The organism is Polaribacter butkevichii (assembly GCF_038024105.1).
GTDB lineage: Bacteria > Bacteroidota > Bacteroidia > Flavobacteriales > Flavobacteriaceae > Polaribacter > Polaribacter butkevichii.
This window is the reverse complement of the sequence record NZ_CP150661.1, coordinates 778,939-801,078: the sequence shown is the minus strand read 5'-3', so window position 1 is coordinate 801,078 and position 22,140 is coordinate 778,939. Positions and strand designations below refer to the sequence as shown.

The window sequence follows — 22,140 nt, the reverse complement described above, 5'->3', positions numbered from 1 at the left end:
AATATAAATGAAAAAAGTAATCATTTTTGGAGGAATAGCTGTCGCACTAATAGCGGTATTAATTTGGTTTGGTAAAAAGAACAGTGCATCACCAATAGAGTACAAAACAGAAAAGCCTTTTAAAGCAACTATTGTTAAAAAAAGTGTGGCTACAGGTAAAGTTACTCCGTTAGAAGAAGTAGAAATAAAACCACAAATAGCAGGTATTATAGATAAAATTGTAGTTGAAGAAGGTGCAATTGTTAAGGCAGGAGATTTACTAGCAACAGTAAGAGTTGTGCCAAACGAGCAATCTTTAACAAGTGCAAAAGGACGTATTAATTCTGTTCAAATTCAATTAAATAACACAAAAATACAATACGACAGAAATAAGAAATTATTTGAGAAAGGAGTCATTTCTCGTCAAGAATTTGAAACACTAGAGCTTTCGTACAATCAAGCAAAAAACGATTTGCGTAATGCACAAAATGATTATCAAATAATTAAAAAAGGATCTGCAGGTTCTTCTGGGGCAAATACAAATATTAGAGCAACAACTTCTGGTATGGTAGTAGAAATCCCTGTTAAAAAAGGGTATCAAGTTGTAGAAACAAATGGTTTTAGTGCAGGTACAACAATTGCTACCATTGCAGATATGACTAAAATGATTTTTGAAGGTAAAGTTGATGAGTCTGAAGTTGGTAAATTAGTAAAAGGTACAGAAATAGAAATCTCTTTAGGTGCTATAGAAAACAAGAAATTCCCAGCAGTTTTAAACTTTATTGCACCAAAAGGAACAGAAGAAGCAGGAGCAGTTCAATTTAAAATAAAAGCAGATGTTTCTTTAGATGATGAGCATTTTATTAGAGCGGGGTATAGCGCAAATGCAGAAATTGTTTTAGAAAGAAAAGACAGTGTTTTATCTATTAAAGAATCTTTATTGCAATTTGATAGAAAAACAGAATTACCATTTGTAGAAATTAAAAATGCCGAAGGAAAATTTGATAAGAAAGATGTTAAATTAGGTACTTCAGACGGTGTAAATGTGGAGATTTTAGAAGGAGTTACCAAAGATGATGAAATTAAAATTTGGAATAAAACCTCTAAAGAGGATGAAGAAAAAGACAATAATTAAAAATTATTAATAGTATTAAAAAAAAGGAACTCAATTTGAGTTCCTTTTTTTTGTGCTTAAAAACAAATGTTTAAGTAGTAAGATTGCTTTAAGTTTATTGCGTTCTAAGCAACATTAGATACTCTTTAATATATTAATAATTACTCCAGAATTCAAAGAACTTTCTAAAGCTCCATTGCAAAATCTATCATTTCTAAAAATAGCTGTTAAAAGCTTGCGTTTTGTTTCAAGATCTATTGTAGAATAATCAAATTCTTTATTTCTTAGGATGCTTCTTCCTTCATCCCAAGAACTCCAATTAAACCCAATCATCCAACCTTGTTGACGAAACAATTTTGTAAAATCACTTACTATTTTCTCATCAACTTTATATAAGTTAGGGAAAACACCATTTTCAATTTTAGTTAAATCAATAGATTCAATCACATTAGAAAGGTTAACTATCATGCTTTTTTTCAATAAAGATAAAGCTAAAAACCAGTCGCTTATAAGAATTCAGAAAAAAAACAAAAAACTTTTTTATCCAAGGCAACCTTTTTAAAACATCTGTAGTCTATATATTTGTAAGGCAGTTAAAAAACGAAACGAGAGGCTTGAAAATTATATCATTACATAACAAAGAAAAATCGTTAATTAAAAAAGCGATTGACAACAATAGAGAAGCGCAACAACAATTGTTCGAGCAATTTTCGCCTAAAATGTTGGGTGTTTGTAGGCAATATGTAAAAGATTTGCATCACGCAGAAGATTTAATGTTACAAGGGTTTCTAAAAGTTTTTACCAACTTAGATAAATTTAAACACGAAGGTAGTTTTGAAGGTTGGATTCGCAGAATTATGGTAAACACTTGTATTTCTTACCTCCGTAAAAAGAATTTAATCGATCTATCTGACGAAGAATTTGTTTTTAACGACGCAGCTACAGAAAGTTTAGAAAACACATCGGTAGAAGATATTCAGAAATTGATAGATCAATTGCCAGAAGGTTACAAAATGGTGTTTAATTTATTCGCCATAGAAGGGTATAAACATTCAGAAATTGCAGAGAAATTAGGCGTTTCTGAAAGTACATCTAAATCGCAATTATTTAAAGCACGTAAATTATTGCAAGAAAATTATTACAAAATGAATAAAAGAGTTCATGAAAACAAATAAGTTAGATAATAGTATAAAAGATAAGTTACAGCACAGAACGATCAATCCATCTGCTTCGGCTTGGGAGCGTTTGTCATCACAATTAGATGAACAACCAAAACAAAAGAAAAAAGGTTGGTTTTTTTATATAGGTGTAGCAGCAAGTATTTTATTGCTAATTAGTGTCGGTTTTCTGTTTTTAAATAAAAATGAAGTTGTAAAACCATCAGAAATTATTGTTGAAAACCCAATTGATACGATTTCTATTGATACTAAAATAGATCAATTTATCAATGAGATTCCTACTGAAAAAGCAATTGTTAAAGTGGATGAAATTGAAGAGAAGCAAATTGTAAAGTCTAATAGCAGAGTTATTGCAAGCAAAGTGAAGCAATCTGTTTCTATTGATAAGATTACTTCGTCGAAAACTCCTCGTAATGACATTGTAATAGCTAAAGTAGAGGAGAAATCAGAAAATCATCCGACGAAGGAGAAAACAATTAAAAAAGAATTCTTAAAACAAGACCCAAATAGTAGCATAAAAATTAATAGTGATGATTTGTTATTCGCGGTAACACATTCGTCTGCAGAGGTAAAAGAATACTACGCAAAGTATGATATTACGAGGGAAGATGTTTTAAGAACCATTAAAGGAGAACTTAAAAAAGGGAACCTTAAAGTGAATCCGAATGCTATTTTGGCCGAAGTAGAACGCTCAATCGGAGAAGAAGATTTTCAGAATAACTTCTTAAAATCTTTAAAGAAAAGAGTAACAGATATTGCAACTGCTATTGCAAGTAGAAATGATTAGTAAACGTTATTACTACAAAAATGTCATTGCGAGGAACGAAGCAATCTCTTAATTAATAAACAGATTGCTTCGTCGAAAATTCCTTGTAAAGAAGAAAATAATAAATTTTAAAAACATATAAGATGAAAAGAATACTACTAATATTAGTGTTGTTTAGCACAACTATTGCCGTATCTCAAGTAAAAACATTTGAAAAGGAAGTGAATAAAATTTCTAAAAGAATAGAACGAATTACAGAAAATCAGAAAGATTCTTTAAAGGTAAAAGTGATTGCTATAGATAAAAGATTAGAAAATGGAGAAATTACAAAATTAACTGCAAATACTTTAAAAAGCGAAGTTGCTTCGTATCATGCCAGAAGAATTGAAAAATTGGTGGGAGAGCAAGAGCGTCTGTTACAATTGTTGGTGCAAGATAAAACAAATGGAAAAATAGCAAGCTCTAACGAATTACATGATAATGATGATGAAAATACATTTACTGTTGGCAATAGTACTTTTCGATTAAATATAAATAAAAGCGATGACGATGATGACGATGATGATGAAAGCAAAGAGAAAAGAAATAGAAGATTACAAAGAAGAACAACATCTCAGTTTGTTTTTGCAATGGGGGTAAATAATGTATTGAAAGATCATGAGTTTTCTTCTTTAAATGATACTGAATACAAGTTTTGGCAATCTCATTTTTATGAATTAGGATGGACCTGGAAAACCCGTTTTTCTAAAGAACCTTCTCAATTGTACTTTAAATATGGTGTTTCTTTCCTTTGGAATAACTTACGTTTAGATAATAATAGTGTACATGTAAAAAATGGAGATTTAACGGAAATACAAGTTTTTGATGATAAATTATCTGAAAGTAGATTACGTCATGTACAAATGAATTTTCCGATGCATGTTGAGTGGGATCTTTCTAAAAATAAAATTTATAAAGACGGAGTTAAAAGAGATAGAACACATAATTCTGTTCGATTAGGAGTTGGTGGTTTTGTTGGGTTTAAATTAGGTACAAGACAGTATTTAGAATATAAGGATGCAAGCGGGGTGGATCAAAAATTGGTTCAAAAAGATAATTTTAATATGAATACCATTAATTATGGGTTAAGTGCTTATGTAGGGTATAAATCTACCAGCCTTTATGTAAAATACGATTTGAATCCGTTGTTTAAAAACACCGAAACAAGAAACATTTCTATGGGAATTCGTTTAGATTTAAACTAAAACGTTAAAGAATGTATTATTAGAATTGGTTTTTTGTGAGTTTTATTGAATATATGACAATTAAAGTAAATAGAAATTTGTATAAAATCATTTTAAATCAAAAAAAAATAGGGCATTAGTAAAAATAACAAATTTCGAATATTTTGTTAAATTATAAACAAAAAGACTGTAAATTTACTTGCTTAAAATATCTAAATTAAGCAATAATGAAAGTTGGAATTCCTAAAGAAATTAAGAACAACGAAAGTAGAGTTGGTATGACACCTGCAGGTGTTTTTGAGTTGACGAAAAAAAATCATACTGTTTTTGTACAATCTACAGCAGGTGAAGGAAGTGGTTTTTTTGACGCAGATTATATTAAGGTAGGAGCTACTATTTTACCTACCATAGAAGAGGTTTACAGTCAGAGTGAAATGATTGTAAAAGTAAAAGAACCTATTGCTTTAGAATACCCTTTAATAAAGGAAAATCAAATTATTTTTACGTATTTTCATTTTGCATCTTGCGAGCCTTTAACAAAGGCAATGATAGAAAGTAAATCTATTTGTATTGCTTACGAAACGGTAGAAGATAGCGACGGAACTTTACCATTATTAACACCTATGTCTGAAGTTGCAGGTAGAATGGCAATTCAGCAAGGAGCTAAATATTTAGAAAAGCCAATTAAAGGACGTGGTATTTTATTAGGAGGTGTACCCGGTGTTGCCCCAGGTAAGGTATTAATTTTAGGAGCAGGAGTTGTTGGAGTACAAGCAGCTAAAATGGCAGCAGGTTTAGGCGCTCATGTAACTATTATGGATATTAATATGAAACGTTTACGTTATGTAAATGATGTATTACCAAATCATGTTACAACAGCTTTTTCTAGTGAGTATAGCATTAGACAGTTAATTAAAACACACGATTTAATTATTGGAGGGGTTTTAGTAAAAGGAGGAAAGGCTCCAAAATTAATAACCAAAGACATGCTTAAAGACATGCGTCCAGGAACTGTTATTGTAGATGTAGCAGTAGACCAAGGAGGTTGTTTTGAAACAACAAAAGCAACTACACACGAGGATCCTACATTTATTATAGATGATGTAGTACATTATTGTGTGGCAAATATGCCAGGAGCTGTACCTTACACATCTACCATTGCTTTAACAAATGTAACATTACCTTATATTATAAATTTAGCCAACAAAGGTTGGGAAGAAGCTTGTGCTACTGATGCGTCTTTAGAAAAAGGACTAAATATTATAAAAGGAAAAATTGTGTATAAAGAAATTAGCGAAGCTTTTCAATTAGAAGCTTTTGAAGTTTAATTTATTTTTTTTAAAATATTTTTGATAAGTCTCCAGTGTTGTTTTTGTGTTGCAACCTGGAGATTTAATTATTTCACTTAAATTACAGATGCTATTTTTAACCATAGCTATTAAGGTTGATGTATTACGGCCAATACAGTGGTAAGTAGAAAAAAATAGAAGTATTTGTATCTTTTACTATAAAATAGATTCCTTTTTATTTTATAAAGTAAGAATAACTGCTATATATAACTCTAATTATAAAAAAGTTATTATATTTGCAGCCTTAAAAATAAACAATAAATATTTAATTTATGAATCATTACGAAACTGTTTTCATTTTGAATCCCGTTTTATCTGATACTCAGATAAAGGAGACAGTACAAAAATTCGAAGATTATTTAGTTTCCAAAGGAGCTGAAATGATCTCAAAAGAGAATTGGGGCTTAAAGAAATTAGCGTACCCAATCCAAAAGAAAAAAAGTGGTTTTTATCACTTATTTGAGTTTAAAATTGCTGGAGAAGAAATCTCTGCTTATGAGTTAGAATTTAGAAGAGATGATAGCGTTATGCGTTACCTAACTGTTAAATTAGACAAACATGCAGCTGCTTGGGCAAAAATTAGAACTGAACGTGTTAAATCTACAAAAAAATAAGAAATGGCATCAATAGAACAACAAGCAAAAGGCGGTAAATCTGCTGACGTTAGATATTTAACGCCATTAGATATAGACACTAAAAAAGAAGCTAAATACTGTAGATTTAAAAAGAAAGATATCAAGTATATCGACTTTAAAGATGCAGACTTCTTAATGTATTTAGTAAACGAGCAAGGTAAAATTTTACCAAGACGTTTAACAGGAACATCATTAAAATATCAACGTAAAGTTGCGCAAGCAATTAAAAGAGCGCGTCATTTAGCGTTAATGCCTTACGTTGGAGATATGTTAAAATAATAAAGAGGTAGAACATGGAATTGATATTAAGACAAGACGTAGAGAATTTAGGATTTAAAGACGATATCGTAGAAGTGAAAAACGGATATGGTAGAAACTTTTTAATCCCTACAAGACAAGCAGTTTTAGCTACTTCATCTGCAAAGAAAGTTTTAGCAGAGAATTTAAAACAACGTGCTTACAAAGAAGCTAAATTAATTGAAGACGCTAACGTAATTGCTGAAACAGTTAAAGGATATGAAATTAAAATTACATCTAAAGTTGGTTCAGGAGACAAATTATTTGGTTCTGTAAACAACATAGATTTAGCTGCAGCTTTAGCTAAAGCAGGAACAGAATTAGACAAGAAATTTATTAAAGTTGTTGGTGGTTCTGTAAAAAGATTAGGTAAATACGAAGCTACTGTAAGATTACACAGAGCAGTAGTTGCTGATATTATTTTTGAAGTTGTTGCTGAATAAGTAATAATTATTAAATAATTGTTAAGAAATAAAAGTCTACTTTAACGAGTAGACTTTTTTTTTGCTTTATTTTTGTTGAAATCAAATTCAAAAATAATATGAAGCAAAAATTACTTTTTTTATGTTCATTCATTTTAATGTTTAGTTTAAGTGCTCATGCACAAACAACTACATCAAAAATAAAAGGAACAATTACGGAAATTAGCGGAGAGCCTTTGTATGGTGCAACCATTGTTGCTACCCATACACCTACAGGTACAGTCTCTGGTACAACAGCTCAAGATAATGGTAGGTATAGTTTATCTAATTTAAGAATTGGAGGGCCTTATACGATTACCATTAGTTATTTAGGTTTTATATCTAAAAAAGTAACAAATGTATTTTTAACATTGGGTAAAACAACCAATATTAATGCTGTTTTATCTGAAGATAGCAATACTTTAGATGAAGTTGTAATTAGCTCTGGTAAAAACAGTGTTTTTAATAATGATAGAACAGGAGCACAGACAAGTATTAGAACAAAAGATTTAAAAACATTACCAACAATATCTAGGTCAGCGTCAGATTTTACACGTTTAGACCCTTCTGCATCGGGTGGTTCTTTTGGTGGTAGAAATGACCAATTTAATAACTTTACCTTAGATGGTTCTATTTTTAACAATCCGTTTGGTTTAGATGCAGCAACTCCCGGTGGGCAAACAGCTTCTCAACCGGTATCTTTAGATGCCATAGAACAAATTTCTGTTTCTACAGCACCTTATGATGTTACTTTATCTGGTTTTACAGGTGCGTCTGTAAACGCAGTAACAAAAAGTGGAACAAATACAGTAACCGGAACCGCTTACGGATATTATAGAAATCAAGATTTTACAGGTGGTAAAATAAAAGGAGAAAGTATTTTTGTACCAAAATTAACACAGTCTCAAATAGGGGCAAGTATTGGAGCACCTATTATAAAAGACAAATTGTTTGTTTTTATAAACTTCGAAAAAGACAATAGATCAGATTTAGGTCAGTCTTGGTTGCCAAATACAGGGTCTGGAGCTATTAATGAATCTAGAGTTTTAAAAGCAGATTTAGACGAAGTACAAAGTGCATTAGCAGGTATTGGTTACAAAACAGGTGCCTATGAAGGTTTTACACACGATTCTAATAGTACAAAAGGGTTGTTTAAATTAGATTGGAATGTTACTAAAGACAATCGTATTTCATTTGTGTACAACTTTTTAAATGCTTCTAGAGATTTACCAGCGCACCCAACGGCATTAGGTTTTAGAGGTCCAAGTTCTCAAATGTTACAGTTTGAAAATACAGGGTATCAAATTAATAATAATTTGAATTCTTTTTTATTGGAAATAAATTCTACAATTACAGATAACATTACCAATAAATTTCAATCAGGATACACACATTTTGATGATTTTAGAAAAGCTAAATCGGCACCTATGCCAGCATTTAGAATTCAAGATGGTAATGGTGGTAACTACATAATTGCAGGGCATGAGCCTTTTTCAATTAACAATACCTTAGATCAAAAGGTATTTCAAATAACCAATAATTTAAATATAAGTCAAGGAGACCATAATTATACCGTTGGTTTTTCTTATGAAAAATTTGAATTTGACAACTCGTTTAATTTAGGAGCGTATGGTTTTGGAGATGCAAGAGGTTATGTTGGTGCATTTGGAGGAGATTTTGCAAGTATGGATGCTTTTAGAACAGGCGTTACAAATGGTCTTTTAGCAGACGCAATGACTGCAGCTCAAAACACTTTTAAAAATAATAATGACAATGATTCTTGGGCATTGGCAGAAACAAATGTAGGTCAGTTTGCTTTTTATGTACAAGATGATTGGAATATCAACGATAATTTTAAATTGTCTTATGGTGTTCGTTTTGATAAGCCTTTATTTTTCGATTCTGCAGATAAAGCACAAGATGTTATCGACAAAAGCTTTTACTTACCTAACAATCCATATACAGATCCTTCTACAGGAGAAACTGTATTGTTTGATTCTACAAAAATGCCAAACAACAACTTCTTAATTTCTCCAAGAATTGGTTTTAATTGGGATGTTAATGGAGATAGCTCTTTACAATTACGTGGTGGTTCTGGGTTATTTACAGGACGTTTCCCTTTTGTTTGGTTAGGGAACCAAATAGCAAATCCTAATGTGTATTTCTATCAAGTAGTAGATCCCGATTTTAAATTTCCACAAGTATGGAGAACAAGTTTAGGTGCCGATGTAAAATTAAAGGATGGTACTATTTTAACTACAGATCTTTCTTATACAAAAGACATTAATGGTGCCCATGTACAAAATTGGGGTTTAAAAACACCAACCGGAACTTTAGCCGGAGGTATAGACAACAGGTTAGTCTACACAGATACAGACAGAAGTCCTAATTGGGGCGGGCCAAACGATAAATCAAATGCGTACGTATTTACAAACTCTAACAAAGGAAGAACTTTAAACGCTTCTTTAAAAGCTCAGAAAAATTTTGATAACGGTTTGTATTTAATGGCGGCTTATAATTTCTTAAACTCTAAGGATGTAAATTCTATTGAAGCAGAAATTACAGGAGATGCTTTTGATTTTAATCCGGTTTTATCTAATTCAAATGACGCTACTTTAGCGCACTCTAAATACGGAGATACACATCGTTTTATTGGTGTTGCTTCTAAATCTTGGTCATATGGTACTAATGATAAATGGACAACAACCATTTCTTCTTTTTACGAATTGGCAAAAGGAGGTCGTTTTAACTATACCTATGCAGGAGACATTAATAATGATGGCTCTAACTTAAATGATTTAATTTACATCCCAACAGACAGTCAAATTGATGCAATGACATTTAAAGCACCTGTTAATCCGGGAGATTTATCTATTGCAGATCAAAAATCAGGATTAAAAAATTATATAAATCAAGACGATTATTTAAACGGAAGAAAAGGGCAGTATGCAGAGCGTTACGGAGCATTATCTCCTTGGAGAGGAAAAATGGATGTAAAATTTATTCAGAATTTAAAATTAGCAAATAATAATTCATTAGAATTTACCATAGATATTTTAAACTTTGGTAACTTATTAAACTCTAATTGGGGCTTAGTACAACAACCAGATGCCGTACAATTATTAGGGGTAACTGTAGACAATGCAGGTTTACCAACCTATAGTTTTAATTCAGATTTAAAAGAAACATTTGTGTATAATTCTACATTATTATCTAGATGGCAAGCGCAAGTTGGTTTAAGATATTCTTTCTAAATCAATAAAGAATTCAGATATTTGAACCGCCCATAATTGGGCGGTTTTTTTTACTAGATATTATGAAATACAGACAACTTACCAAAGAGCAATTTGAAAGCTTACACGAAGATTTTGCACGTTTTTTAGCAACACAAAGTATCGATGCTAAAGAATGGAATCAAATTAAAAAAGAAACACCAAAAATAGCAGAAGAAGAAATGAATATCTTTTCGGATGTTGTTTGGGATGATGTTTTAACAAAAACAAACTATGTAGAGCATTTTTCTAAAACGTCTGTAAATTTATTTAAATGCGAAGCAGAAGAAATGCATAGAATTGCCATTAAAGTAACTTGGGATATTAATTTATTAGAACAAAAAGGATTTGAGTGGTTAATGCAAAATCCTATGGATAATTCTGTAGAAATTTTTAAAGGTACCAAGCCCTATAATTCAGAAAGAAATCCAGAAATTTTCGATTTAATAGAAAAAGGAAGCTCAATTTCTAAAGGAGAAATTTTTGAGTATTTTAATCAACTTGTTTCTTAATTTTTTTAGAAGCTATTTCCTGCTTTCACTACTCGCTTTTTTTACTTCTGTTCTCGATACAAATTTTTCATTCTTCAAAATTCACTCGAACTGACAGTAAAAAAGAGCTCAAACAAACCGTTCAATCAGGGCTAGACTTGTTTGCCGTTAAAGTTGTAAAGAAAAGCAAGCAAAGAGCAACTTTGGCAATTCTTATAGAAACTATAAAACAACATCACCATTATTTTAAAGAAACAAGAGCTACAATCCGTTTTTGTTTTTTTACAACAACCTTCACCTAAAAATCTAAAAGAGTATTTCTGTTTAAGCCGTTTAAATATTCGTAAATTTGGAGTGTGTAATACACATTTTAAAAAGAATCGAAAGATGAATTATAAACATTTATTAGAAGTAATAAAAGATAACACAAAGAAATTTACAACAAAAGAAGCTATTTTTTACAAAGATGAAGCTTCTAGTGCTTGGAAAGGAATTTCTTGGAATTCTTTTTACCACCAAATTCAACAGGTATCAAAGGCTTTACTTAATTTTGGAATAAAAGAGCAAGATAATATTGGTGTTTTTGCCCAAAATATGACAGAATGGATAATTGCAGATCTTGGAATTATGGGAGTAAGAGCTGTTACAATTCCAATTTACGCAACCAACTCTCAAAAAGAAGTAGAATACGTTGTAAACGATGCAGAAATTAGTGTAATTTTTGTTGGTGATCAAGAAGAGTTTGATAAAGTAGAACAAATTACAGAAGAAAATAAATACTTAAAATTAATAGTTGCTTTAACCCCAACTGTTGATCTAAGAAATCATAAAAATGCCGTTTATTTTAGCGATTTTATAAATGCCGAATTCCCAAAAAGTATAGATACAGCATTAGAAAAACGTTATTTTGAATCTGAATTAACAGATTTAGCTAGTATTATTTATACTTCTGGAACTACGGGAGAGCCTAAAGGAGTAATGTTAGATCACAACAACTTTGCAGCTTCTTTAAAAGTACATGAAGCCGAGTTAGATGTAGATGAAAATGATGTTTCTTTAAGTTTTTTACCTTTAAGTCATATTTACGAACGTAGTTGGGTGTTTTTTTGCTTACAACAAGGAATACAAGTTTATTTTAACCAAGATCCTAAAAAAATAGCCGATACTTTAAAAGAGGTAAAGCCCACTTTAATGTGTACGGTTCCAAGAATTTTTGAGAAAATTTTTACAGCCATTCAAGAAAAAAGAAAAGAAGCTTCTCCTACTAAAATGAAATTAGCAAGTTGGGCTTTAGGGATTGGTAATAAATATCATAACAAATACCGTCGTTTTAATAAAAAAGTACCTTTACTGGTAAAGCTAAAATATAAAATTGCCGATAAATTAGTGTTAAGTAAATTACGTGATGTATTTGGTGGTAATATAAAATTTATGCCTTGTGGTGGTGCACCTTTAGGTCCAGATTTAGTTTCGTTTTTTCATTCATTTGCATTAAACATAAAATGTGGTTATGGTTTAACAGAAACCACGGCAACAGTTACGTTGTTTGGAGACCATTATTTCCAATTTAATTCTGCGGGAAAACCAATTATTGGCTCAGAGATTAAAATTGGTAATAATAACGAAGTTTTGGTAAAAGGACCAGGGGTTATGAAAGGGTATTATAAAAAACCAGAAGCAACCGCAGAAGTATTTGATGAAGATGGTTGGTTTAAAACAGGAGATGCTGGTAAAATTGATTCATATGGTAATTTAGTGATAACCGATAGAATTAAAGATTTAATGAAAACTTCTGGAGGAAAATACATTGCTCCTCAAAAATTAGAAACAGCTTTAATTAGCGATTCTTTTATTGAGCAAATTGCGGTTATTGGAGATCAACAAAAATATGTAACGGCTTTAGCAGTGCCAAGTTTTGAGAATATTAAAAAATATGCAGAAGAGCATAAAATTAGTTTTAAAGATATAGAAGATTTGATTAATAATAATCAAATTAAAACGATGTTCGAAAAACGTTTTGAAGAGTTACAAAAAGAATTTTCTAAGTTTGAAAAAATTAAGAAATTTACCTTATTACCAAAAGAATTTAGTATTGAAGCAGGAGAAATTACAGCTACCTTAAAACTAAAACGAAAAGTAATTCAAAAAAAATACAAAGAACTTATTGATAAAATGTATGCTGAATAAATATACATTTTGTCATTCCGAAGAATTATGGAATCTAATTGTGATGTATTGAAAAGATTTCTCAATCGTAAAAAAACTCATTTCGAAATGACAGTTGAATGTTTATTGTAGTGGTTAAGTGAAAACAAATTTTGTCATTCCGAAGAATTGAGGAATCTCATTGTGTAAAATTTTAGTTTGATTTCTCAATAGCTAAAACGCTTATTTCGAAATGACAGTATTGGATTTATTATGGTAATTATATGAAAGAACGTTTTGTCATTCCGAAGAATTGAGGAATCTCATTATGTGAAAATTTTAGTTTGATTTTTCAATCGCTAAAACGCTCATTTCGAAATGACAGTAGTTAGAAAACTCTAGCTACTGATAATTTTTATAACCAATTCTTTAGTCAATGGTTTACCGTTGGCTATTTTTTTGATGTTTTCAAACGTAAAAACAAAATCGCAACCATTCTTGTAATTAGAACAACCATAAGCAGTTTTTCCTTTTAAAATACTACCTTTTTTACATTTTGGGCAAATAATTTTATCACTTTCATTACGAGGAGTTTTCGACGAAGTAATCTCATTATTATTAACAGATTGCTTCGTTTCACTCGCAATGACAGTTTGTTTTGGCTCTAATTTTAAAGTAAAATTATCATCAAAACGTATCAAACCTTCAATTGTACCTGCACCTGTTGTAAAACCTTTTAAATTGGTTGTACAGCCCTTATCTATCAATCGTATCAATTGATTTTCAGAAACTTTCTTTCCGTAGATTTCAAAAGGAATTTTTAAATCGCAATTATTTTTATATTCAGAACACCCAAATGCAGAAGAACCTTTTAAAATAGTTCCTTTTTTACATTTAGGACATGTTTTTCCGGCAACTTGTTTTTTTGTTATTGCTTTTTTAGGTTTTGGAATAGCAGATTGCTTGGTTCCATTAGCAGCGACAGTTGAGTTCGAAGAAATTCTTTTTTTAGAAGTGTTAGAACGTACTTCATACACCAATTCATCTACCATTTTCTTCATATTATTTATAAAGGTCCCGGCATTAAATTCTCCTCGTTCAATTTCTTTTAAACGTTTTTCCCAACGACCAGTTAACTCCGCAGACTTTAATAATTCATTGTCAATAATATTAATTAAATCAATTCCGGTTTGGGTTGGTAAAACTAATTTCTTTTTACGCTCAATATATTTTCTTCGGAATAAAGTTTCTATAATACTTGCCCTTGTAGATGGTCTTCCAATTCCGTTTTCTTTCATCAACTCACGCATTTCATCATCATCTACTTGTTTACCTGCGGTTTCCATGGCACGTAATAAACTAGCTTCTGTAAAATTTCTTGGTGGTTTGGTTTCCTTTTCTAAAAACGAAGGTTCGTGCGTACCTTTTTCTCCTTTCACAAAAGAAGGTAAGGTCATTTGCTCGTTTAATTCCTTTTTAATTTTGCTTTCTTTCGTTTCAAAAGCAACACGCCAACCTTTGGTTAAAATTTCTTTTCCGCTAGTTTTAAAAGGAACATCTGCAGCTTTACCAATTACTGAAGTATTAGAAACATCAGAATCGGGATAAAAAACCCCAATAAATCTTCGGGTAATAATATCATAGACTTGTTGTTGGTTGTATTGTAAATTTCCTTGAATTCCGGTAGGTATAATAGCGTGGTGATCGGTTACTTTTTTATCATCAAAAACACGTTTCGATTTCTTTATTTTACTTCCTAAAAGAGGCTGAGTTAATGCACTATAATTAGTTAATTTCGATAAAATTCCTCCAATTTTTGGATACACATCATTGGGTAGAAAAGTAGTATCAACCCTTGGATATGTAACTACTTTCATCTCATATAACTTCTGAACCATTTTTAGTGTTTCATCAGCAGAAAATCCGAATTTATTATTACAATATACCTGTAAACCTGTTAAATCAAACAATTTAGGAGCGTATTCTTTTCCTTTCTTTTTGGTAACAGAAACAATTTCGAAATCTGATTCTTTTACTTTATTAGCTAAAACTTGTCCGTCTTCTTGTTTTAAAAAACGACCATCCTCATAATTAAAAAGCGTATTTCTATATGTGGTTTGTAATTCCCAATAAGGTTGTGGCTTAAAATTCTGAATTTCAACAAAACGATTGACCAACATGGCTAGAGTAGGAGTTTGGACTCTACCAACTGATAAAACTTGTTTAAATCCGCCAAATTTTACGGTGTATAAACGGGTTGCGTTTAAACCTAATAACCAATCACCAATAGCTCTAGAATATCCTGCATAATACAAGTTATCATATTTTTCTGCAGGTTTTAAATTATTAAAACCTTCTTTAATGGCTTCTTCTGTTAAGGATGAAATCCATAAGCGTTGTACTTCTCCCTTATAGCCACATTGGTTAATTACCCAACGTTGTATGAGTTCTCCTTCTGTTCCAGCATCCCCACAATTGATAACAACATCTGCTTTATCAAATAAGGATTTTACAATATTAAATTGTTTTCTAATTCCTGCGTCGCCTGTCACTTTGGTATCAAAACGCTCTGGAAGCATTGGTAAATTGTTCAAATCCCAACTTTTCCAATGCGGTTTGTAATCTTTAGGCTCTAAAAGAGTACATAAATGTCCGAATGTATAAGTTACCGCATAACCATTTCCTTCGTAGTAGCCATCACGTTTTGTGTTGGCTCCTAGAATATTAGCAATTTCTCTTGCTACACTTGGTTTCTCGGCAATACAGACTTTCATATCTATTTTTTGGGAGTTCGAAATTAAGAAAATATATGGTAAGTTTTAATTAAAATTTTAAGTTAAACCATAACAGTAAGTTTTATTAACTACTTTATCTCTCATCATAACTTTACTATTAAAGTTTCTGGAAATATTTCTAATGATATCACTAAAATTGTCAGTTCCATCTTTCTTATCGTGATAAAATAGTTTAATAGAAGAACAATTGTCATTTTCAAAAAGAGTATTTAACAGAGTTCTATCAGAAATCCCACAGGAATGCCCAAAAATAAATATTTGATATTCTTCACTATTAATGAACTCTAAAAGTCTTTTATAATTATCAGATTCAAGATATTGTATTGATTTAATATTTTCTAGATATTCATTATTATTTAACTCTTCAATTGATTTATAGTCTTTATCAATTTCATCTCCAAATCCAAAGATGAAAGAACTTATTTCGGTATCATCTAAATTTCCATGAATATGTATTGTATCAGTAGGAATATGCTTTACGTCACTTTGAAAAGAAACTCTCTTTCCTGATGAATAAATAGAATCTATAGAAGTGTAGTTAAAGTTTAAAAACATAACCTCGTTTGGTCTTAAATCAAAGTAGTCAGAAGAATAATTAGATAACAAAAGTTCTTTTATTTCTTGTTGTGGATTCTTTTTGTCAATAATTTGAATTATCCTTTTTTCATATTCATCAAGGTTTTTTATATGGTCATAATATCCTTGTACAGATATAATACTTTTTTTCAAAGAATCATACTCTATTTTAGCTCTATTATTTAAAGAATCTTCTGAGAAATCTCTATAATTAAAAGTAGAATATATTTTATTAGAAATATCTTCTTGTGTTCTTAAAAGCTCTCTATCATCTTTCTCTTTAAAAAAATTGTGTTCAATTTTAATTAAATAATCTTTCAACAATTTTTTAATTTGATTAAAATCAAAATTTAATTTTGTAATATTTAATTTATTAGAATTTGAACTCTCGTCTTGATAAGATTTTTTTAACAAAATATAGTATTCGTTTTCTATATCAACCCAATTGTTTAAAGATGACTTATTTGTAATTTGTTTTAAAAATGAGTTTTTAAACCTAATTTCTGAACCAAAAGTATTAAGTCCTTTTTCTAAATCATTTAAAGTTTTTTCTTTAATAAAATTATCAGAAGGACAATTTTCTATAATTATTTCTTTATTTTCAAAAACGCGACCACCACCTGTTTTTTTTATTTCTTCAATAGTATTTAACCAATAATCATCTATGAAGTTATTATAACTTGTTTTTAAGCCGTGTGCTAAATCGAAGCCATTACCAATTAAAATTATTCTATTCATGAATTAATTGTTCTAAAACAGATTCATATGAAAACCTTTTTCCTTCATCTAGCTCCTTAATACCTTGTTTAATTTCAGCTCTTTGATGTTGATTCAATTCATCCCAAAAATCAATTTTTTCTGTTTTCTTAGTCATTTTATAAAGATAAGAATTTTACTTCACCAAAGCCAATTGAATTCTTTTTCTAACAACGTCAACTTCTAATACTTTTACAAGTATTTGCTGATTTAAAGAAACAATGGCATTGACGTCTTTTACAAAAGTATCTGATAAATTAGAAACGTGAATTAAACCACTTTCTTTAATTCCGATATCTACAAAACAACCAAAATTGGTGATGTTATTTACAATTCCGGGTAACGTTTGTCCGCTTATTAAATCTGTAATTGTTTTAATATTTTGATCAAAAGAAAACATTTTTGCTTTTTCTCGCGGATCAACTCCAGGTTTTTCTAATTCCTTAATAATATCTTCTAACGTAGGTAAACCAATGGTTTCAGAAATATAATTTTTTAAAGAAATCTGTTTAAGAAATTCTTTATTACCAATAAAATCACTTACTTTCTTTTTGTGTTCTTTCGCCATTTTATCAACCAACGCATAACTTTCTGGATGCACGCCAGAATCATCTAACGGATTCTTAGCATTTTTAATCCGTAAAAAACCTGCAGCTTGCTCAAATGCTTTTCCGCCTAAACGAGGCACTTTTTTAATGGAAGTTCTAGACGTAAAAGAACCGTTTTCGTTTCTATAATTCACAATGTTTTCTGCAATTTTTGGTCCAATTCCAGATACGTAACTCAATAAAGACTCACTTGCCGTATTGATATTTACACCAACCGTATTTACACAACTTTCTACAATCGTGTCTAAAGATTTTTTAAGTTTTGTTTGATCTACATCATGCTGATATTGCCCAACTCCAATCGATTTTGCGTCAATCTTTACCAATTCTGCCAAAGGATCTGCCAATCTTCTTCCAATAGAAACAGCACCACGCACAGTAACATCATAATTAGGGAACTCATCTCGTGCAATTTTAGAAGCCGAATAAATAGATGCGCCGGCTTCACTCACTACAAAAATTTCAATGTCGTTTTTAAACTGAATGTTCTTAACCAATTGTTCGGTTTCTCTTGATGCAGTTCCGTTTCCAATTGCAATGGCTTCAATTTTATAAGCATCGGCTAAAGAACTAATTTTATGAATAGCTTCTATAGATTTATTTTGTGGTGCATGCGGATAAATATTTTCATTATGCACTAAATCTCCTTGCCCATTTAAGCAAACCACTTTACAACCCGATCTAAAACCAGGATCGATTGCTAAAATTCGTTTTTCCCCCAAAGGAGCGCCTAATAATAATTGTTTTAAGTTTTTTGCAAAAACGGTAATTGCAGCTTCATCGGCCTTTTCTTTGGCAATAGATAGTGCTTCGTTAGCTAAAGATGGAAATAACAAACGTTTATAAGCATCAGCAATTGCCAATTGGAGTTGTGTTGAACATTCGTTTTGAGAACGAATAATTTTCTCTTCCATTTTTTGAAGCATTCTTTCTTTGTCAATTTCTATTTTAACTCGAATAAAACCTTCGTTTTCTGCTCTTAAAATAGCGAGTAATCTGTGTGATGGGATTCGCATTAAAGATTCGCTCCAATCAAAATAATCTTTAAATTTTTGCGCTTTTTCATCATCAGCTTTAGCTTTAATAATTTTAGATGAAATGGTAGAGTGACGCTCTAATTCTCTTCTAATATTATTTCTAATATCTGTACGTTCATTTATCCATTCTGCAATGATAAAACGCGCTCCTTCTAAAGCATCCTCAATAGTATCAACTTCGTTGGATGTGTATTTAGAAGCAGTATGTTCTAAATTATTAACACGCTGACTCATAATCATTTTTGCCAACGGTTCTAAACCTTGTATACGCGCTGTTTCTGCTTTTGTTTTACGCTTTTTCTTAAAAGGTAAATACAAATCTTCTAAAGCAATTAAGTTTCTAGAAGTAGTTACTTTTTGCTCTAATTCTGATGTTAAAACATTTTGTTCTTCTAAAGCTTTTAAAATGGCTTTTTTTCGTTTCTCTAAAGCCTCAAAGATTTCTTTAAACCTAACAATTTCTCCTATTTCTACTTCGTCTAAATTACCTGTCATTTCTTTTCTATATCTAGATATAAAAGGAATTGTAGCATCTTCATTTAACAATGAAATAGTGTTTTCTATAGATTTAGAAGAAAGTTGTGTTTGCTGAATTAAATATTGAAGTAATTGCATTTTTTAGTTGAATTTTATCAGAAAAAAGAAACCTCATAAAAATGAATTTATGAGGTTGTAAATATAGTTTTATTTTGTGTTTTGAGATGAAAAACTTCTCGATACAATTTTCTTCCTTTGTCAGAAAATCACTCGAAGTGACATTGCGTGATAATGTTTTAAGTTTGAGAATAAACAAACTGTCACTTTGAGTGAAATTCTTTTTTTAAGAATTTTGTATCGAGAAGTCTTTTTTAAAAAATCACTTTCTCAAAAGCCAATCTTTTTGCGTTGTAATTGGTGTAAATTATTCCACAATATTGATAACCTAATTTTTTGATTAAAGATTGCATTCCGATGTTTTCTTCATGTGTATCAATCTTTAAACTTTTTACGTTTTGTTCTAGTAGTTGTAAATGAAATTCATGAAACATAAATGTAGCCAACCCAAACTTTCTAAATTCTTTTTTAATTGCCATTCTATGTATAACTCCGTAGGCTTCCGTTTCATCAACAATCCAATTTCCATCAATAATTTTATAAGTGGATTCTGGGTTTGTGGTAAACATAGCGGTTGCTATCACTTGGTTTTCATCATTAACAACTACATAACTTTCTTTGTTTATAATGTCTTGTTCTACTTGAGCTGCATTTGGATATCCGTTTTGCCATTGATCAATATGTAAGGATGCTAAAAGTTCTTTTGCATCATTAATAATGGTCATAATTTCTGAAACGTCATCAATTTTAGAAAGTCTAATTTTCATCAATATAAAACTATATCATTTTAAAATCTAATAGTAATTCTCCATTAACAGAACACTGTAATTGATCTCCTTTAAAAATTTCTCCTTTACCTAGTGCTGGTGTTCCTGTAAAAATTAAATCTCCAGGTTGTAAGGTCATATATTTTGATATAAAAACAATAATATCAGCAAAATCGTTAATCATATATGCGGTATTACTTTTTTGTTTTTCTACACCATTTATTTTTAAATCGAAATCTATATCCCCTAAATTATAATCAGAAACCGGTTTAAAGCTAGAAATTGGTGCAGCACCATCAAAACCTTTGGCAAACTCCCAAGGATATTTACTTTCTCTTGCATCTTTTAAAATATCTGTTGCTGTATAGTCGATTCCTACAGCAATTTCAGAAATAAAAGAATTGGCATCTTCTTTTGCAATATTTTTTCCTTCTTTTCCTATTTTAATCACCAATTCAACCTCGTAAATTAATTCATTGGTAATGCTGCTTGGGTAGGCAACGTCACAATTAACAGCTAAACTAGATTCTGGTTTCGAAAATATAAATTTTTTCCCTTTCTTTTTTTCTTCAATATCTTTTAAATCAGTAACGTAGTTACTTCCTATTCCTAGAATTTTCATGTTTAATTTTGTTTTTATTCGTGTAAGTAAATATAAAAAAAAATCCACCAAAAAATATATTTTCTGGTGGATTTATCAGTTATAAAAATACGTTTTTTAAGCGTCTACTTTTTGATCTTTAGTTGTTTTTTTAGCGCTTTTTTCTTTAGAAAAATCTATAATTTCTTGGTTGTGTAAGATATCTTGTATTGTTTGTCTTTTTCTAATTAAATAATCTTTTCCTTTATGCACCATAACTTCTGCAGGTAAATAGCGCGAGTTGTAGTTAGATGCCATAGAAAAACAGTATGCACCAGCATTGTGAAAACATAAAATATCTTCTTCTGAAATTTCTGAAATTCTTCGGTTAGAAGCAAAAGTATCTGTTTCGCAAATATAACCTACCACAGAGTAATAACGATCTCTTCCTGTTGGATTAGAAATATTGGTAATATGGTGATAAGAATCGTACATCATTGGTCTTACCAAATGATTAAAACCAGAATCTACATGCGCAAATACCGTAGAAGTTGTTTGTTTTACAACGTTTACTTTAGCTAAAAACACACCCGCTTCAGAAACTAGAAACTTACCAGGTTCAAACATTAGTGTAATGTCTTTACCGTATTCTTTACAAAAACCATTAAAACGTTCAGAAAGTTGTACGCCTAATTGCTCAATATCTGTAGAAATATCACCTTCTTTATAAGGTACTTTAAATCCACTTCCAAAATCGATAAAATCGATATTTTCGAATTGTTTAGCCACATCAAACAAAATGTCAGAGGCACGTAAAAAAGTATCGATATCTAAAATATCAGAACCTGTGTGCATGTGTATTCCGTTAATGTTCATTCCTGTATTTTCTACTACACGTTTAATGTGTGGTACTTGGTGAATTGAAATACCAAATTTAGAATCGATATGACCTACAGAAATTTTAGAATTTCCACCCGCCATAATATGCGGATTGATACGCACACAAACAGGAATGTTAGGGTGTTTTTGTCCGAATTGTTCTAAAATATTAAGGTTGTCAATATTAATTTGAACGCCTAATTTTGCTACCGCTTCTATTTCCGATAAAGAAACTCCATTAGGTGTATAAATAATATCATGTGGTTCTATACCAGTTGTTAAGCACAATTGAACTTCTTGAAAAGAAACCGTATCTAAACCAGAACCTAAATTTTTAAAGAACTTTAAAATATTAATGTTAGAAAGTGCTTTTACAGCATAATTTAACTTTAAATTTTTAACGCTACTAAAAGCATTGGTTAATCGGTTGTATTGCGATTCTATTTTGTCTGTATCGTAAACATATAAAGGACTTCCGTATTTATTTGCTAACGCTATCAATTGAGTATTTTCCACTTTGTTTCATTTTATATGAGGCTTCAAAAGTACTAAAATTGTTGGGTAAACAATTACTTGTTTAAAAATATAACATATTGTTTTTTTCTGTGATTTTTACATTAAAAAGCTCGTTGAAATCC

General features: G+C 30.4%; 19 protein-coding genes. 11 read left to right on the top strand and 8 right to left on the bottom strand.

From position 1 onward, the window contains the following. The first annotated feature begins 7 nt into the window (after positions 1-7). Entirely contained in the window at positions 8-1,114 is a 1,107-nt protein-coding gene (locus WG951_RS03050; protein WP_105048735.1) for an efflux RND transporter periplasmic adaptor subunit, read from the top strand. 114 nt (positions 1,115-1,228) lie between these two features. Here WG951_RS03050 and WG951_RS03045 read toward each other — a convergent pair whose 3' ends face one another. After that, the gene (locus tag WG951_RS03045; protein ID WP_105048734.1) at positions 1,229-1,561 is read right to left on the bottom strand and encodes a DUF6508 domain-containing protein; all 333 of its coding nucleotides are present in this window, start codon (positions 1,559-1,561) and stop codon (positions 1,229-1,231) included. Between the two features lie 146 nt (positions 1,562-1,707). Here WG951_RS03045 and WG951_RS03040 point away from each other — a divergent pair, with 146 nt between their 5' ends. From WG951_RS03040 to WG951_RS02995, 10 genes are all read left to right on the top strand, one after another. Then, positions 1,708-2,268 carry an RNA polymerase sigma factor gene (locus WG951_RS03040; RefSeq protein WP_105048733.1) on the top strand — a complete coding sequence of 187 codons (561 nt, stop codon included), beginning with the start codon at positions 1,708-1,710 and terminating at the stop codon, positions 2,266-2,268. Beyond that, positions 2,255-3,058 carry a hypothetical protein gene (locus tag WG951_RS03035; protein ID WP_105048732.1) on the top strand — a complete coding sequence of 268 codons (804 nt, stop codon included), beginning with the start codon at positions 2,255-2,257 and terminating at the stop codon, positions 3,056-3,058. Before WG951_RS03040 ends, WG951_RS03035 begins: the two co-directional genes overlap by 14 nt. Positions 3,059-3,180: 122 nt before the next feature. Beyond that, positions 3,181-4,281 (top strand): hypothetical protein, encoded by a 1,101-nt coding sequence (locus WG951_RS03030; protein WP_105048731.1) that lies wholly within the window; start codon positions 3,181-3,183, stop codon positions 4,279-4,281. Between the two features lie 206 nt (positions 4,282-4,487). Then, the gene (gene ald, locus WG951_RS03025) at positions 4,488-5,588 is read left to right on the top strand and encodes an alanine dehydrogenase (RefSeq protein WP_105048730.1); all 1,101 of its coding nucleotides are present in this window, start codon (positions 4,488-4,490) and stop codon (positions 5,586-5,588) included. A 293-nt stretch (positions 5,589-5,881) separates the two neighbouring features. After that, positions 5,882-6,223 (top strand): 30S ribosomal protein S6, encoded by a 342-nt coding sequence (gene rpsF, locus WG951_RS03020; RefSeq protein WP_105048729.1) that lies wholly within the window; start codon positions 5,882-5,884, stop codon positions 6,221-6,223. Positions 6,224-6,226: 3 nt separating this feature from the next. Continuing rightward, positions 6,227-6,523, top strand: coding sequence for a 30S ribosomal protein S18 (gene rpsR / locus WG951_RS03015; RefSeq protein ID WP_068452452.1), 297 nt, complete (start codon positions 6,227-6,229; stop codon positions 6,521-6,523). Between the two features lie 14 nt (positions 6,524-6,537). Then, a complete protein-coding gene (gene rplI / locus WG951_RS03010) occupies positions 6,538-6,984 on the top strand; it encodes a 50S ribosomal protein L9 (RefSeq protein WP_105048728.1) in 447 nt (148 codons plus the stop codon). 98 nt (positions 6,985-7,082) lie between these two features. Next, positions 7,083-10,256, top strand: coding sequence for a TonB-dependent receptor (locus WG951_RS03005; RefSeq protein ID WP_105048727.1), 3,174 nt, complete (start codon positions 7,083-7,085; stop codon positions 10,254-10,256). Between the two features lie 62 nt (positions 10,257-10,318). Next, positions 10,319-10,786 (top strand): DUF6495 family protein, encoded by a 468-nt coding sequence (locus WG951_RS03000; RefSeq protein WP_105048726.1) that lies wholly within the window; start codon positions 10,319-10,321, stop codon positions 10,784-10,786. 366 nt (positions 10,787-11,152) lie between these two features. Further along, on the top strand, positions 11,153-12,952 hold the full coding sequence (locus WG951_RS02995) for an AMP-dependent synthetase/ligase (RefSeq protein ID WP_105048725.1): 1,800 nt from the start codon (positions 11,153-11,155) through the stop codon (positions 12,950-12,952). 356 nt (positions 12,953-13,308) lie between these two features. Here the strand turns inward: WG951_RS02995 and WG951_RS02990 are convergent, their stop codons facing one another. The 7 genes from WG951_RS02990 to lysA all read right to left on the bottom strand — a co-directional run bounded on the left by WG951_RS02990 (position 13,309) and on the right by lysA (position 22,018). Continuing rightward, positions 13,309-15,684 carry a type IA DNA topoisomerase gene (locus tag WG951_RS02990; RefSeq protein WP_105048724.1) on the bottom strand — a complete coding sequence of 792 codons (2,376 nt, stop codon included), beginning with the start codon at positions 15,682-15,684 and terminating at the stop codon, positions 13,309-13,311. Positions 15,685-15,741: 57 nt separating this feature from the next. Further along, positions 15,742-17,019, bottom strand: coding sequence for an AbiH family protein (locus tag WG951_RS02985; RefSeq protein ID WP_105048723.1), 1,278 nt, complete (start codon positions 17,017-17,019; stop codon positions 15,742-15,744). Then, positions 17,012-17,155, bottom strand: a complete 144-nt coding sequence (locus tag WG951_RS02980) for a hypothetical protein (RefSeq protein WP_170062888.1) — start codon at positions 17,153-17,155, stop codon at positions 17,012-17,014. The genes WG951_RS02985 and WG951_RS02980 overlap by 8 nt, the downstream gene beginning before the upstream one ends. 18 nt (positions 17,156-17,173) lie before the next feature. After that, a complete protein-coding gene (locus tag WG951_RS02975; RefSeq protein WP_105048722.1) occupies positions 17,174-19,297 on the bottom strand; it encodes a Tex family protein in 2,124 nt (707 codons plus the stop codon). A gap of 233 nt (positions 19,298-19,530) precedes the next feature. Next, positions 19,531-20,043, bottom strand: coding sequence for a GNAT family N-acetyltransferase (locus WG951_RS02970; protein ID WP_105048721.1), 513 nt, complete (start codon positions 20,041-20,043; stop codon positions 19,531-19,533). 10 nt (positions 20,044-20,053) lie between these two features. Further along, positions 20,054-20,665, bottom strand: a complete 612-nt coding sequence (locus tag WG951_RS02965) for a fumarylacetoacetate hydrolase family protein (RefSeq protein WP_105048720.1) — start codon at positions 20,663-20,665, stop codon at positions 20,054-20,056. 96 nt (positions 20,666-20,761) lie between these two features. Beyond that, a complete protein-coding gene (gene lysA, locus WG951_RS02960) occupies positions 20,762-22,018 on the bottom strand; it encodes a diaminopimelate decarboxylase (RefSeq protein ID WP_105048719.1) in 1,257 nt (418 codons plus the stop codon). Between the last annotated feature and the right edge of the window lie 122 nt (positions 22,019-22,140).